At 71.4% G+C, this 14,229-nt stretch carries 9 protein-coding genes and 1 pseudogene; 7 read left to right on the top strand and 3 right to left on the bottom strand.

The genetic code is table 11. The annotated features are described in order from the left end of the window. Positions 1-60: 60 nt before the first annotated feature. Together KPF22_RS29300 and KPF22_RS29295 are read left to right on the top strand one after the other, a co-directional pair. The gene (locus KPF22_RS29300; RefSeq protein WP_224403927.1) at positions 61-1,173 is read left to right on the top strand and encodes a mandelate racemase/muconate lactonizing enzyme family protein; all 1,113 of its coding nucleotides are present in this window, start codon (positions 61-63) and stop codon (positions 1,171-1,173) included. Further along, entirely contained in the window at positions 1,158-2,285 is a 1,128-nt protein-coding gene (locus KPF22_RS29295) for an iron-containing alcohol dehydrogenase family protein (protein WP_224403926.1), read from the top strand. The genes KPF22_RS29300 and KPF22_RS29295 overlap by 16 nt, the downstream gene beginning before the upstream one ends. A gap of 115 nt (positions 2,286-2,400) precedes the next feature. Here the strand turns inward: KPF22_RS29295 and KPF22_RS29290 are convergent, their stop codons facing one another. After that, positions 2,401-2,550 (bottom strand): hypothetical protein, encoded by a 150-nt coding sequence (locus tag KPF22_RS29290; RefSeq protein WP_224403925.1) that lies wholly within the window; start codon positions 2,548-2,550, stop codon positions 2,401-2,403. Between the two features lie 279 nt (positions 2,551-2,829). On the opposite strand from KPF22_RS29290, the gene KPF22_RS29285 reads away from it, so the two are divergent. The 5 genes and pseudogenes from KPF22_RS29285 to KPF22_RS33760 all read left to right on the top strand — a co-directional run bounded on the left by KPF22_RS29285 (position 2,830) and on the right by KPF22_RS33760 (position 8,824). Further along, on the top strand, positions 2,830-4,833 hold the full coding sequence (locus tag KPF22_RS29285) for a glycosyltransferase (RefSeq protein ID WP_224403924.1): 2,004 nt from the start codon (positions 2,830-2,832) through the stop codon (positions 4,831-4,833). Between the two features lie 89 nt (positions 4,834-4,922). Then, positions 4,923-7,736, top strand: coding sequence for an arabinosyltransferase domain-containing protein (locus KPF22_RS29280; protein WP_224404000.1), 2,814 nt, complete (start codon positions 4,923-4,925; stop codon positions 7,734-7,736). Between the two features lie 72 nt (positions 7,737-7,808). Then, a pseudogene (locus KPF22_RS33770) lies at positions 7,809-8,135 on the top strand (helix-turn-helix domain-containing protein); the annotation flags it as partial. A gap of 122 nt (positions 8,136-8,257) precedes the next feature. Beyond that, positions 8,258-8,584, top strand: coding sequence for a hypothetical protein (locus KPF22_RS33765; RefSeq protein ID WP_374107545.1), 327 nt, complete (start codon positions 8,258-8,260; stop codon positions 8,582-8,584). A 9-nt stretch (positions 8,585-8,593) separates the two neighbouring features. Further along, positions 8,594-8,824, top strand: a complete 231-nt coding sequence (locus tag KPF22_RS33760; protein ID WP_374107544.1) for an integrase core domain-containing protein — start codon at positions 8,594-8,596, stop codon at positions 8,822-8,824. 23 nt (positions 8,825-8,847) lie between these two features. Here KPF22_RS33760 and KPF22_RS29270 read toward each other — a convergent pair whose 3' ends face one another. Further along, positions 8,848-10,737, bottom strand: a complete 1,890-nt coding sequence (locus KPF22_RS29270) for a glycosyltransferase (protein ID WP_224403923.1) — start codon at positions 10,735-10,737, stop codon at positions 8,848-8,850. Between the two features lie 58 nt (positions 10,738-10,795). Continuing rightward, a complete protein-coding gene (locus KPF22_RS29265; protein ID WP_224403922.1) occupies positions 10,796-14,026 on the bottom strand; it encodes an arabinosyltransferase domain-containing protein in 3,231 nt (1,076 codons plus the stop codon). Positions 14,027-14,229 lie beyond the last annotated feature (203 nt).

Genomic DNA, 14,229 nt, shown 5'->3' with positions numbered 1-14,229 from the left:
GGTGCACCGCCCCCGATCGCGCCCCGAGCCGGAACCAGCTCCCGACACCACCCGGACCCGATGAAGATCACCGACATCATGCTGGACCGGGTGCGCCTCCCGCTCGACCCGCCGCTGCGCGCCGCCTGGGACCCCGAGCCCCGCACCGTGTTCGACGCGACGATCGTGCGCGTCCACACCGACGACGGCGTCGTCGGCATCGGCTCCGGCGACACCATGGACGGCTTCGACGCCTACCGGCACCTGTTCGTCGGCACCGACCCGCTCGCGATCGCCCGGCACGTCCGCGCGATCGAGACCTGCGCGCTGCACGGCGGCCACTACTGGCCGCTGGAGGCGGCGTTGTGGGACCTCGCGGGCAAGGTCGCCGGCCTGCCCGTCGCGACCCTGTTCGGCGGTACCCACGACGCCGTGCCCGCCTACGCGTCGTTCTGCGTGCTGCGCCCGCCCGCCGAGCGCGCCGAGGTGGCGCACCGGGTCGCGGAGGAGGGCTTCCGTGCGGTCAAGATCCGGATCGACCGGGACCGGGTCGAGGAGGGGATCGGCGCCGTCGCGGCCGTCCGGGAGGCGCTCGGCGAGGACTTCGCGATCATGGTGGATCTCAACCAGGCGTGGCGGATGGCCGGCGACGTCGCCCCGGCGACCGACCTCGCCGCGACCCGCCGCCTTGTCCGGCGACTCGCCGACCTGGGGGTCTTCTGGGTCGAGGAGCCGCTGCCCTACGCCGACACCGACGGCATGCGCACCCTGCGCGCCGACAACCCGGGCCTGCGGATCGCGGCGGGGGAGATGCAGCGCTCCTTCGGCGAGCTCCTGCGGCTGCTCGACGACGACGTCCTCGACGTCCACCAGCCCGACGTCGTCCTCGCGGCCGGGATGAGCCGGGTCCGCACGCTCGCCGAGCTCGCGCTGCTGCGCCACCGCGCGTTCACCCCGCACAGCTGGACCAACGGCATCGGCGTGCTCGCGAACCTGCACGTCTCCGCCGGCGTCGGCGGCGGCCCGTTCTTCGAGTTCCCCTACGACCCGCCGGACTGGACCCCGGCGCGTCGCGACTTCCCGCTGGCCGAACCCCTGACCGTCGGCGACGACGGCATGCTGGCGGTCCCGAGCGCCCCCGGCCTCGGGTTCACCCTCGACGAGGAGGCGATCGCACGGTGGCGGGTCCGGTGAACGGGTTCACGGTCGAGGCGACCTGCGCCCTGGAGTTCGGTCCCGGCGCGGTCGCCCGGGTCCCCGCGCTGGTCGACGGCCTCGGTGGGCCGGCGGCGTTCGTCGTCACCGACGCCGGGCTGCGCGCCACCGGCATCGTCGACCGGGTCGTCGGCGACCTCACCGCCGCCGGGCTGTGGACCGAGGTGTTCGACGGCATCGGCCCCAACCCGTCGACGACGGCCGTCGAGCACGGCGCGACGGCGCTGCGCGCGTTCGGCTCCTGCGTGGTCGTCGCGATCGGCGGCGGCTCGGTGCTCGACGCGGCCAAGGGCATCGCGCTGCTCGCCACCCACCTCGGCGCCCGTGCGACCGACGACCTGTGGTCCTCCCCGGTCGCGGGGCTGCCGCTGATCGCGGTCCCCACCACCGCCGGGACGGGCGCGGAGACCAACGGGTTCGGCGTCGTCGAGGACACCTGCGCCAAGCGGAAGGTCTACCTGGGCCACGCCTCGGTCCGGCCGCGCGTCGCCGTCCTCGACCCGGAGCTGACCGTCGGCCTGCCGCCCGCGGCGACGGCCGCCACCGGCTTCGACGCGCTCGTCCACGGCGTCGAGTCGCTCGCCTCCCGCGGCGCGAACCCGGTCTCCGAGGCCGCCGCCGCCCAGGCCGTCGCGCTGGTGGGCCGGTGGCTGCCGGTCGCCGTCGACGACGGCGCCGACCTGGAGGCCCGCGCGCAGCTGCTGCTGGGCGCGCACCTGGCGGGCCAGGCGCTGACCGTGTCCGGACTGGGCCTGGTCCACGGCATCGCACACGCGGTCACCGCGCACACGGGCACCCCGCACGGTGTCGCGCTCGCGTCGGTGAACGAGCAGGTCATGCGCTGGAGCGCCGACGCGGCGGCGGAGGCGTACGCCCGCGCCGGGGCCGCGCTGGGGACCGCCGACGCCGTCGCCGGGATCGCCGCGCTCGTCGAGGGCATCCGGGTGCGGCGCCCGCTGCACGAGCTCGGCGTGGACCGGGAGCTGCTGCCGGTGCTGGCGGCCGCCGCCGTCGTCGACCCGGTGACGGCCAACGCGCCGCGCACTCCCACCGAGGACGACGTGCGGGAGATCCTCGACGCGGCCTGGTAGGGCTCAGAGCCGGGCGGCGACCGCGGCGACGAAGGCGTCCAGGTCCGACAGGTCCGCGAGCCGGGCGACGACGATGTCGTCGTCGACCGACCGGAGCAGCCGGGCCACCCGCGCCTCATCGACCATGCCCGCCCCGCACGGCATCGAGGAACTCCCGGTGCGCGCGGGTGATCCGCGGCAGCTCGTCGGCGTAGATCTTGCGGGTGGTCGCCACCCAGCGCACCCGTGCGGGCGGGTCGTCGTCGAGGAGCAGCTCGCCGTCCATCGCCACCCGACCGGGCGAGCTCCAGGGGCGCGGAGTTCAGGACGAGCAGGTCCACGTCGTCGGGGAGGTCGACCTCGAACGAGGCCGGGGCGTCGTCCCGCCACCAGGCCGCCACGTCGAGGTCGGAGACCGCCCGCGGGCGGCCACCGGCCGCCCGCCTCCCGGCTCCCGCACCGCCCGCGGCTACGCTCGCGCACGACTCCACCCGGACCCGGGCGGACCGGCAGCGCCGCCGCCCGGGACCCCCGCGCCCCCGCGACGACAGAGGCAGCTCCTGCGATGACCACGACGGACCAGCGAGGTCAGGTGTCCCCCACCACTCCGGCGACGACCAGCGGCGAGACGCTGCTGCAGCGGGTGGTCCTGCCCCGGCCCGCCGACCCGACCGCCGTCCGCGCGCTCTACCTCGACGAGCGCCCCGGCACCACGCTCGCCCCGGTCGAGCCGCTGGCCGACGAGGACGCGCGTCCGCTCTCGCTGACCGTGTCGACCATCGGCGGCCGCCGCACCCGGATCCTCGACCGCACCAGCGCCACCGTCCCCGCGGCCACCGAGGTCTCCTTCGGCGCCTACTTCAACGCCTTCGCCGCCGGCTACTGGCGGGCCTGGTCCACGCTCACCAGCATCGAGCTGCGCCTGGACCTGGAGGGCTCGGGCCGCGTCGACGTCTACCGCACCAAGGCCGACGGGTCGCAGATCGTCGTCGCCGGTGAGGTGGTCTCCGGGCGCCGCCGGGTCACCCTGGAACTGGACCTGCGCCCCTTCGAGGACGGCGGCTGGTACTGGTTCGACCTGTCCACCGACGACGCCGACCTGACCCTGCACGGCGGCGGCTGGCACGCCCCGCACGACGCGCCCGGTCGGGCCGCGGTCGTCGTCGGGATGCCGACGTTCAACCGGCCCGCCGACTGCGTCGCCACGCTCACCGCGCTCGGCTCCGACCCGCAGGTCCTCGAGGCGATCACCGCGGTGATCCTCCCCGACCAGGGCACCCGCAAGGTCCGCGACGAGGCCGGCTACGAGCAGGCCGCGGCCGCGCTCGGCGACCGGCTGCGGATCATCGACCAGCCCAACCTGGGCGGCTCCGGCGGCTACGCCCGGATCATGTACGAGGTCCTGCACGGCACCGGCCCGCACGCGGGCGGGATCGACTGCGAGCAGATCCTGTACATGGACGACGACATCCTGCTCGAGCCCGAGTCGGTGCTCCGCGCGATCGCGTTCAGCCGGTTCGCCCGCGAGCCGATGCTCGTCGGCGGCCAGATGCTGTCGCTGCAGGCGCGTTCGCAGCTGTCCACCATGGGCGAGGTCGTCGACCGCAACCAGTTCCTGTGGCGCCCCGCCCCGGACACCGAGGCCCACCACGACCTCGCCGCCCGCACCCTGCGCCAGACCCGCTGGCTGCACCGCCGTGTGGACGTCGACTACAACGCCTGGTGGATGTGCCTGATCCCGCGCCGGGCCGCGGAGCAGCTCGGGCTGCCCCTGCCGCTGTTCATCAAGTGGGACGACGCCGAGTACGGCCTGCGCGCCCGCGCCGCCGGGTTCCGCACCGCGACCGTCCCGGGCGTCGCGATCTGGCACATGTCCTTCATCGAGAAGGACGACTCCTCGGACTGGCAGGCCTACTTCCACTACCGCAACCGGCTCGTCGCCGCGGCCCTGCACGGCCCGGACGACCCGCGCGCGATGCTGAAGGAGACCTTCAAGCGGACCCTGCGCCACCTGATGCTCATGGAGTACTCGGCGGTCGCGCTGCAGATCAAGGGCTTCACCGACTTCCTGGCGGGGCCCGAGGCGCTGTTCCCGAAGCTGCCCGTGGTGCTCGACGAGATCCGGGCCCTGCGGGCGCAGTACGACGACGGCCGCCCGCTCGACTCGGCGACCGAGGTGCCGCTCGCCGACCTCGACGCGCTGGGCGCCCAGCTGTTCCCGAAGCCCCCGGTGGGCCGGGCGAAGGCCGCGGTCGGGCTCGCCCGCGGGGTGCTGCGCAACCTGCGCACCCCGGACCCGGCGCTGCGCGAGCGGCCGCAGCGCAACGTGCCGTGGAAGAACGCCCAGTGGTTCGTGCTGGCCGGCCTGGACTCCGCGACGGTGTCCACCCCGGACGGCCGCGGGGTGACCTTCCGCCGTCGTGACCCGGCGATGTTCAAGGAGATGGTCGCGGAGTCGTTCCGGCTGCACCGCGCCGTCGCGGCGGACTGGGACGGCCTGCGCGCCCGCTACCGGGCGGCGGCGCCCGTGCTGACCGGCAAGGACGGTTGGAAGCAGATCTTCGAGTGAGGCGGCGAAGCGCGCTCGCCGGAGCGATCCTCGGATTGTCGGCCCTGCTTCTATCCGCAGTGTTCGCTGTGGCCCCTGTCGTGCAGCAGATGGTGGACTACAGCTGGGACACCTCTGCCGGCGTGGTCGCCAACCCGGTTCCCCTGACGGCGTACCGACCGTTGGGTGTCGAGGCGTCGGTATCGTGTGCCCAGTTCACCGCCCTGCCTGCTGGCGGAGCGGTGCTCTCCACCACCGCCGAGCCCGGTCTCACGGGTACCTCTCCGGACGGTCTGTGGATCGGTGCGGTCAAGCCCGGCGCGGTGAGCGTGATGTCCGCGGGGCGGACCCTGTTTAGCGGCCCTGATTGTGACCTCTCCGTCCGTATCGGCCCGGATGACTGGCACATCGCGCGGAGCGGGGATGTTCTCGCTCAGGGTGCCGGGGACGTCCGCCCGTACGTTGCGGGGTTCTTCTCCCAGCTTCCCCCTGCGACATCGACGGCCGGGCTATCGGCCACGGTCACCGCCGACACCCGGTTCGAAACTGCTGCGTCGGGCACGAAGATCGCGCTGGCGGTGGTGTGCGCGACGTGTGCGGTTCTGTCTCTGCTCGTCGCAGGGCTGCACGATCGGCGGCACGCCCGCCGGGTTTCGGCCGCGCACCCTCGACCGCGGAAGCTAATGGGTGCCGATCTACCGGTCGTCGTCCTGATTCTGCTCTGGACCGTGATCGGCCCGGTTACCGTCGACGACGGCTACACCACCACGATGGTCGCCGACGCGGCCCGGAGCGGATTCGTCGGCGGCTACCACCATTGGCTGAACTCGCCCGAGGCGCCTTTCGGATCGTTCTACGAGGTCTATCGATGGTGGGCCGGCGAGGGAACGCCGCTGTTGTGGATGCGGCTCCCTGCGCTCCTCTTGGCTCTGCTCGCCTGGTGGATGCTGTCCCGGATCGTTGTGTTCCGGTTGTTGCCCGGCGGGCGCCGCATGGGCTGGGTGCCATGGGTGGCAGCGGTTGCCTTCCTCGCAGGGTGGCTACCGTTCAACGTCGGCTTGCGGTCGGAGCCCTACGTCGCGGTCGGTACCGTGGCCGTCTGGTGCCTGGTCGAGCACGGCATCGCCGCGCGCCGCCTGTTGCCGATCGCGCTCGCCACGCTCTTGGCAGGCTTGACGTTGACCACGGCGCCGACCGGTCTGGTCGCAATCGTCGTCCTCCTGGTCGCGGCACCCGCGGTTCTACGCCTGATGCTGCATCGGCGCGGGGCCGTACCGGTGACGGTCGGCGCCGTCGCAGGATCGGTCGGTATCGTCGTCCTGGTCATGTTCGCCGACCAGACTGTCGGTGCCGTACGCGCCGGGACGGCCATACGAACCGCGATCGGCCCGAACTTCTCCTGGTCCGACGAGTGGACGCGCTATCAGGCGTTACTGAAACTGCAGGTCGAAGGCGCGTTCGGGCGTCGCGCCGCGGTTCTGCTGCTCGTCACGGCGCTGGTGGTGTCGACGACCGTGCTCGTGCGTCGGAGACGCATCGTGGGTACCCACCACGACCGGTTGGTCCGGTTCTTTGCAGCCACGGCCGCAGGTCTCGCCGCCCTGGCGTTTGTCCCCACCAAGTGGTCCCATCACTTCGGGGGGTTTGCCGGCCACCTCACCGTGCTCGTTGTTGTGGTGACGTGGATCGGTTGCCGTGCGGTCCGGAGTGAGGCGGACCGGGCGCTGATTCTGTCCGCGATCGCCCTCGCGGCGGCCCTCGCGTTGAACGGGTCCGCCATGTGGTGGATGGCGTCCGCGGAGCAGGTGACCTTCTGGGACATTCCGCCTCAGGTGCTCGGCGTCCGGCTCGCCACGATCGCTCTCTCTTTGGGCGTGGCCTGGCTCCTGGTCGGAATCGTCCTGCGCGATCGCCAGCAGCTCCTGCGGTACCTCGTCCCGCCCATCGGCCTGGCCGTGGTGACGCTGCTGATCGGAACCACCGTGCTGCAGACGTATGGTCTCGTGCGCGCGACCGTACTGACCTCCGGCTACTCCCAGCCTCGCACGACTGCCGCAGCTCTCGTCGGCGACGACTGCGGACTGGATCCGTACCTGCGGGTGGAACCCGACCCAGTCCTCGGTCTGCTCCCCGTAGCGGCGGGTCGAGACGGCGCCGCCGTGTCGACCGGAGGAATGCGCAGTCCTGCGGACCGTGTCGAGCACGCGAGCCGGGAAGGACTGCCCGCCACCGATATGTGGACGATCGACGATGGCAGTCCGGGGTCCCTGCGCAGCGATTGGTACGCCCTACCGGCGGACGCACTGGGTCCGGTCGTCGTCGAGGTCGGCGGGTCGGGCCGCGGACGTGTGACGGTCGAGTTCGGGCGCAGCACGCCGACCGGCCCCACCGTGATCGCGGACATACTTGTGGATCTTCAACCTCGGGTCTCCCCGGCGCGGTTCGACCCGATCGCCACGGCACCCGGTGCTGACCTCGTGCGGGTGGTCGCGGTTCAGGAGGTCTCCGAACCGGACTCCTGGTTGACTGTTTCTCGGCCGCGCGTCCCGCGCACGATCCCGCTCAGCGCGCTCGTTCCGGCGACTGCCCCGGCTCTCCTGGACTGGCCCATCGCACCGTTGTTGACCTGCCGGCGGCAGGCCACACTCGCAGGCGGCATCGCCGAGGTCCCGGACGTGGTCGTGACCCCCGGACGCGACCTGCCCGAGGCTATGGCCCGGTCGGCCGGCGGGCCGTTCGCGGGGCTGCTGCAGGCTTATCGTCTCCAGCCGGTTCCCACCTATGTCGACGGGATGCCGACCACCTGGAGGGCCGAGGCACTGCGCCTGGTGCCGCGTGAGCCGCTCCGGCCGCCCACGGTGGCCCGGGGGATGACGACCGTTTCGGGCCTGTCGGGGCGTCCACCGCTGATGTGGACACCCTGATCAGACGTCGTAGATCTAGAACTGGCGGAGGGCGTTGACACCTGGATCTCTTGATCATTAGAAGACCTGTTCGTGTGTGATCCACTGCATGACCGTCAGGTCCGTCGCCGCCTGGCGGTGCTGCGCCACGCGGAGGAGATCAGCGGAAACGTCGCGATGACGTGCCGCTACTACGGCATCAGCCGCCAGTGCCACTACACCTGGCTATGCTGCTTCGAGGCCGACGACCCAGAGGGGCTGCGCGACCGCTCCCACCGGCCACACCACAGCCCGAGCGCCACCCCGACCGAGGTCATCGACAAGATCGTGCACCTGCGCCGGACCTGTCACTTCGGCCCGGCGAAGATCGTTATGTACCTGGCCCGCGACCACGACGTCACGATCAGCCCGTCCGGTGTGCGGCGGATCCTCAAGCGCCTCGACCTCAACCGCCTTCCGGCCTCCCAGCGCTACCAGCGCCGCGACCGCGGTGAAAGCGCTACGAGAAAGCCGAACCCGGACACCGGATCCAAATCGACGTCATGTTCGCCGAAGCCATACCGCCCGCAGCTGACAACACCCCTGCAAGGTCCAAGACCGGCCCCGAAGTACAGGCCGGGAACCCGATGGGCGAGCCGACGAAGCTGGCCCGGCGCCGCCGGCGGCGCTTCTACCAGTTCACTGCGAGCGACGACTGCACTCGGCTACGGGTGCTCAAGATCTACCCGAAAGTCGACCAGAACACCGCGGTCGCGTTCCTCGATCACGTCCTCGGACGCCTCCCGTTCAGGGTCGACGTGATCCAGACCGATAACGGCGCGGAGTTCTGGTCGGGTTTCCACTGGCACGCTCTCGACAAGGGCATTTAGCGCACCTACATCAAGCCCCGCACCCCGCGGCTCAACGGGAAGGTGGAGCGTTCCCACCGCATCGACGCCGAGGAGTTTTACCGGCTCCTCGACGGCGTCGTCATCGACGACAGCAGCACCTTCGACGACAAGTTGCGCGAATGGAAGGACTACTACAACCACCGCCCCCACGGCGGCCTCGGCGGACAGAACCCCTATGAGAGGCTCCGCCAGAAGACCACCGGCCAGACCCAGGCGTAGTCCACCTCCGTCAGTCGCACAGATCAGGCGTCGTAGAGCCGAGTCCAGTTCTCCCGTGACGTGACACGCGGGGCCGCATCGCGCCATTGTCGTGCTACGACCGGACCCTCGCGGTACAACCGCCGCACCACACCCAGGCCGCGGCGGGAGAGCTCTTTCAGTCGCTGCGTGTCACGGGTTCGTACACGGACGCCGGTTTCCCCCATGTCGGTGACGACAGCGCGCTCGAACTGTGACACATGCCACCAGTGAGCCTCGCCAGCCGTGACCATGCCCGACCGGATCCGGGTGCGGCCGGTCGCCTGGGCAACGGTGCGCTTGGCCCAGACGAGGAGTTCACGGCTGGGCCTCGGAGCAGCCGGTTGCACGACGAGCTCCCGGAAGTCGAGTTCCAGTTCGTGCATCGGGACGCAGCGCGTCTCGGGGTAGGCCGTTCGGATCTCGCGGATCCGGGCCGCAGCGGACGCAGAACCGTCGTCGAGAATCTCTGGACCACGCAGGAAGTCCTCGACGGCTGTCAGCAGAGTCGCCGCGAGCCCGTACTGCATCGCGACCAGATACTCGCGGAGGAACTTGGTGACGGTTCTGCAGACCACCCGAACGTCGAATGGCGTGTGCAGTGCCGCCATGATCAATCCGTTGCGGAGGTTGAAGTACCGGTGCCACTCGTCCCAGTCCTTCCAGCCGAAGTCGGAGTGCCAGACGCCGGCGCCGGGGAGGGATACCGTGGGGAACCCGTGCGCTCGGGCGCGGTATCCGAACTCGACGTCGTCCCACTGGAAGAACAACGGCAGCGGGTAACCGATCGCCCGGACGACCGGAGCAGGGATCAAACAGGACCACCATCCGTTGTAGACGGTGTCCACACGTCGATCCAGAACATTTGGTAGCAGCCGTTCATCCCGGCCGAGGAGGAAGCCCTCCTCCACCCCGCCCGGTACGCAGTTGCCGTTCTCGAGTTCCTCCGGGTTGGCGAACTCGGCGGAGCGGTGGAGATGCGCGGGGTGGAGCAGATTGAGCATCTGTCCGCCCACAATGGTGGTCGTGCCGGTGCACGCGGCGAAGCCGGTGAGACGCACGATGATCTCGGGATCGAGTAGCACGTCATCGTCCATCAGCAGGACGTCATGGTCGTCTGCTGGAGCGCCCGACGTGGCCTCGAACAGACCTCTGGTGAAGCCGCCCGCCCCCCCGAGGTTCGCCTGCCGTCGATAGTCGAGCCGATGGCCGAGGGCATCAGCGACATCCGCGAAACGGACATTGTCCTCGAGCGGGTCGCTCCCCTGGTCCACCACGCGGATCACCGCGATCCGGTCCAGCGCGTAGGGGTCACTGATCAGTGAACTCAGGGTGTTCAGGCACTCGTCGACCCGATTGTAGGAGCAAATGGTCAGATCGACCGGGCGCTGCGGTGCGACCGGTTCGACGATCCACCGGACCTGAGAGACGGTCATCTCATCGGTCTCCGTGGCGAACTCGAGCCACATCCCGCCGCCGTCGAGGAACCTGTCGACCGGTCCGTCCACCTCGACGGTCTCATCCGACCCCTGCACCGTGGCCTGAGCCACCGCGCGTCCGACTTTGTTGGCGTCGGATGCCATCAGCCAGACACAGCCGGCGCCCGAGACGTGAAGGCGAACACGAACCGAGGAGACGGCGGTCCAGCGTTGCCAGTAAGTCGCGTGCAGCCGACCCCAGTAGGTATTGGTGGTGACATGGGTCCCCGCGACCAGATGCAGCCGGTCGCGCTCGCGTCGCGCGACCCCGGTGAGTACCTCGGCGTAAAGGTCATCAGGGACGATCCGTCCAGGACCGGTGAAGTGACCGCGCTGCACCGTCAGCGATCCGGCACTCTCATCGGTCGAGGTGGGCCGCCGATCAGTCGCCGAGGCGTACTCCGTCGTACTCAACATCGCTGACTCGTGCCTTTCGGTCGCCCACTCGGTCCGGACCCATCGTCCCGAACCTCATTCAGGGCAGCGACGCGGGGTCGGCGGAGGCAGAGCCGGCCCTTCCGACCCGCTGCCAGCCCCACAGCGTGCGGCTGCCGGCCTGAACCGGCGCTTCCAGCGCGCGCGGATCGTAGGGCTCCACCAGTCGGATCTGCCCCCAATCGAAGTCCCATGCGCCGGGGAGGTACGACGGCACGAACCGTTGGACTCCGGTGCGGATCAGCCAGCCCTGCGGGCCTCCGGCATAGCTGCGTCCCCACTCATCGGCGACGGTGCGCTGCTGCGGGTCCGCGAGCATCCGGAAAACTGGGATGTCTGCGATGCCGCGATGCACACCGAAGCGCTTGAGGCAGGGGTGTACGAACGAGGTCGCCCAGTCCAGATAGGCGGTACCACCGCCGGTGAGCTCGGTGAGCGGAGTCAGCCGCGGCACCCGTGGCTGAGCGACGGCGATCCAGGAGTTCGGCCCGAGACCGCGATCCCGTATGACGACTCGCACAACATCGGCGGCCGCGGCGGGACGGCCGGACAGGGTCATCCGGACGTCCCGCCAACCCCGTCCGGCCGCCGCGCCGCCCGCAAAGTCTGATGTCGTGGTCACCGTCCCCAGCGCGCCATCGGGCTCGACCTCGTCGACGATTTGCCCGTCGCGGACGAACTGCAGAGTGAGGGTGTTGCCTCCGCCCACCGTTCCAGCGATGCCGAGAACCAGGGGTGCGGCCCCGTTCCGGGCCGCCTGTGGCAGGGAGTACCACGCTGACCTGTAGTCACCGGTGTTCTGTGGATCGGATGACCAGCTGCCCGTGACCGGCCCACCCAGCGGGCCGGTACCGGTGACGCCGGGCCGGTCGTCGCCGTCGCCGCTGTTGTCGCGCAGCGACCCCGGTCCGGTCGGGGGCAGGCCGTCGGGCGCGAAGCCCTCGGCCAGGGGACCGGGGTCGGGGACGCCGACCGGTTCCGGCGCGACGGGCAGCACGTTCGCGGCCGGGTCGGTCTCGACCTGGATGCGCCCGGCGAGCCCGCAGCGCGACCCGGTCGGGTCGGTCAGGACGTCGGCGCCCAGCGAGTAGGAGCCCGCCTGCTTCTCCATGCCCTTGGCCAGGGAGGCGACCTGGAACAGCACCATGAACGCGCAGATCACCGCGAGCGGCGCCGACCCGAGCCGGACGGCCTGGACGGTGCCGATCCGGCCGCGCCGACGCCCGAGGGTCCGCCGGACCGGGCGCGGCACCCCCGAGGTCGAGCGCAGGTGCTCCACCCCGGCGACGACGAGCGACAGGAACGCCAGGACCAGCAGCACCGTGGTCGCCTGGATCCCGCTGACCGACACCGGCTTGTCGAACCACGGCACACCCCAGTTCGAGACGTACCACCAGGTGTTCGGGCCGCGGAACGCCAGACCGGTCACCGCGAGCACCGCGCCGAGGAACAGCGCCTGGTTGCGTCGCGAGCGCAGCACACCGGTGCTCGTCGCCAGCGCGGCCAGCGCCGCGACGCCCGAGGCGAGCGCGGCGAACGCGCCGAAGTGGTGCGTCCACTTCGTGGGGGTCAGGGCCAGCACCGCGAACGACAGCGCGGTGCTCGTGAGCAGTCGCCGGGAGAACCCGAGCGCGGCGCCCGGGATGCGGCCGCGGCGCAGCAGCACGATCGTCGAGACGATCATGCACAGCCACAGCAGCAGGACCGGGAAACGGCGTTGCAGCGAGCCGTCGCGGCTGTCGCTGAACAGCAGGTCGTAGCGCGCGAGCTCCTGGTACCAGGGCAGGTTCGGGCCGATGTCCTGGCGGACCCGGGTGGCCTCGGCGACGGTGGCGAGGGTCTGGTCGCCGAAGACGGCGGTGAGCACGATCAGACCGGCCGCGAGCAGCGGGCCGAGGGTGGCCGTCCACCCGGTGGTGCGGATCCGCTCGGTGAACAGCCGCAGCAGCGGCCGGGCCGCGGCCAGGAACGGGGCCAGCGCGATGAGACCGGTCGGCGTCGCCGCGACGGCGAACGCCCCCGCGACGAGTGCCCCCGCGACCGGCAGCAGCCGCCGGGTCGCCAGGGCGCGCTCCAGCATCACGAACGACACCAGCGCCGCGATCACGACGACGGTCTCCGGGCGGAGCCCGTTGTTGAACGGCAGCCAGAAGCACAGGAACACCCCGGCCGCGGCCCAGCCCGCGGAGCGGCTGCGCCGGACCCGGGTGCCGAGGCGCGGCAGCAGCGCCCGGCTGATCAGGAACCACGACGCGACGCCCATCGCCAGCGCCGGGACGCGCAGCCACAGCACCGACTCCGAGACCCCGCTCCACAGCGAGTACAGCTGGTAGAACCAGCCGAACGGCGCCTCGGGGACGTCGAACCAGCGGTGGTAGTTGCCGATGTAGCCGGCGGTGTCGTTGCCCCGGGAGATGTCGAGGATGTAGCCGTCGTCGCTGGTCATCGACCCGATGAGGGCCCACACGATTAGCACGCCGACGACGACGGCGTCGCGCAGGTCGTCCTGCCCGCGCAGCCGGCGCGCCAGCCGGCGGCCGTGCACGACGCGGCGGGCGTCGGCGTCGTCGATCCGGCGCAGGAAGAACAGCGAGCCGAACAGCGCGACGATCGCGACGCCGCCCGCGACGAGCTTGAGCGTCGAGGCGTCGGTGTCGTAGCGGTTGTCGGTGTCGAACCGGACGCTCGTGCCGCCCATCGGGTCGCGGGCCGCGTCGAGGTCGGAGTGGATCCCGGTGAGCTGCGGACGGCCGTCGCCGGCGAACTCGTAGAGCGTGGCCCCGCCCAGGGTCGCCGTCGTCGCGTCGAAGTCCGAGGTGAAACTGAGCGCGCAGGGCGCGCCCGGCGGGGGCAGCGGTGCGGTGGCGATGCGCTGACCGCGGTTGTCGAGGGTGACCACCCCGTCGGCGACGGCGATGCGCAGCCCGACCGTGGCGCCGTCCGGGGCGCCGGTGGGCGTCGTGGACAGCACGGTCGCGCGGCCGGGCCCGCGGTCGTCGAGGCTGCGGATCGCGTCGCAGCCGATCGTCGCGGTCAGGCTCTCCGGCCGGTACGCGACCAGGGGGGCGTTCAGTGGCGCGGTGCCGGTCGTGGCGTTCGGCCAGCTGACGGTCGCCGTGTTCTGCACGACCGGCAGGAACGGGATCGCCAGCGCCAGCGCTGCCGAGAGCAGGCCCAGCGCGGCGGCGAGCAGGCGGTCGGTCGGACGCGACCGGCGGTCGGTGGGGCCGGATCCCGGACGGGGATCCGCCTCCGTGTCGGCGGTCAGCACGCGACCGAGGCTAGACGCCACCCGGTGATCAACTGTGATCCCCCCGTGACCCCCGGCCGTCCACCCGTCCGGCGTAGTCCACCCACCCGGGGTCTCAAGGTCGGTCACTCCGGGTTCTGATCACCGTGTGTGACCAGCTGCGACATTCGGGCACTGTTCGGGTGTCACCGGTGACGGTGGTGATCTCGCCTCGTTGGCCCCGG

This window comes from Pseudonocardia sp. ICBG1034 (genome assembly GCF_020131375.1).
GTDB classification, from domain to species: Bacteria; Actinomycetota; Actinomycetes; order Mycobacteriales; family Pseudonocardiaceae; genus Pseudonocardia; species Pseudonocardia alni.
Note: the sequence above shows the minus strand (reverse complement) of the source record. Positions and strands in the feature narration are given on the sequence as shown.

Coding starts and splice junctions, on each gene's coding strand:
- KPF22_RS29300 (WP_224403927.1), top strand. CDS start 61: ATGAAGATCACCGACATCATGCTGGACCGGGTGCGCCTCCCGCTCGAC.
- KPF22_RS29290 (WP_224403925.1), bottom strand. CDS start 2,550: ATGGACGGCGAGCTGCTCCTCGACGACGACCCGCCCGCACGGGTGCGC.
- KPF22_RS29285 (WP_224403924.1), top strand. CDS start 2,830: ATGACCACGACGGACCAGCGAGGTCAGGTGTCCCCCACCACTCCGGCG.
- KPF22_RS29280 (WP_224404000.1), top strand. CDS start 4,923: ATGGTGGACTACAGCTGGGACACCTCTGCCGGCGTGGTCGCCAACCCG.
- KPF22_RS33765 (WP_374107545.1), top strand. CDS start 8,258: ATGTTCGCCGAAGCCATACCGCCCGCAGCTGACAACACCCCTGCAAGG.
- KPF22_RS29270 (WP_224403923.1), bottom strand. CDS start 10,737: ATGTTGAGTACGACGGAGTACGCCTCGGCGACTGATCGGCGGCCCACC.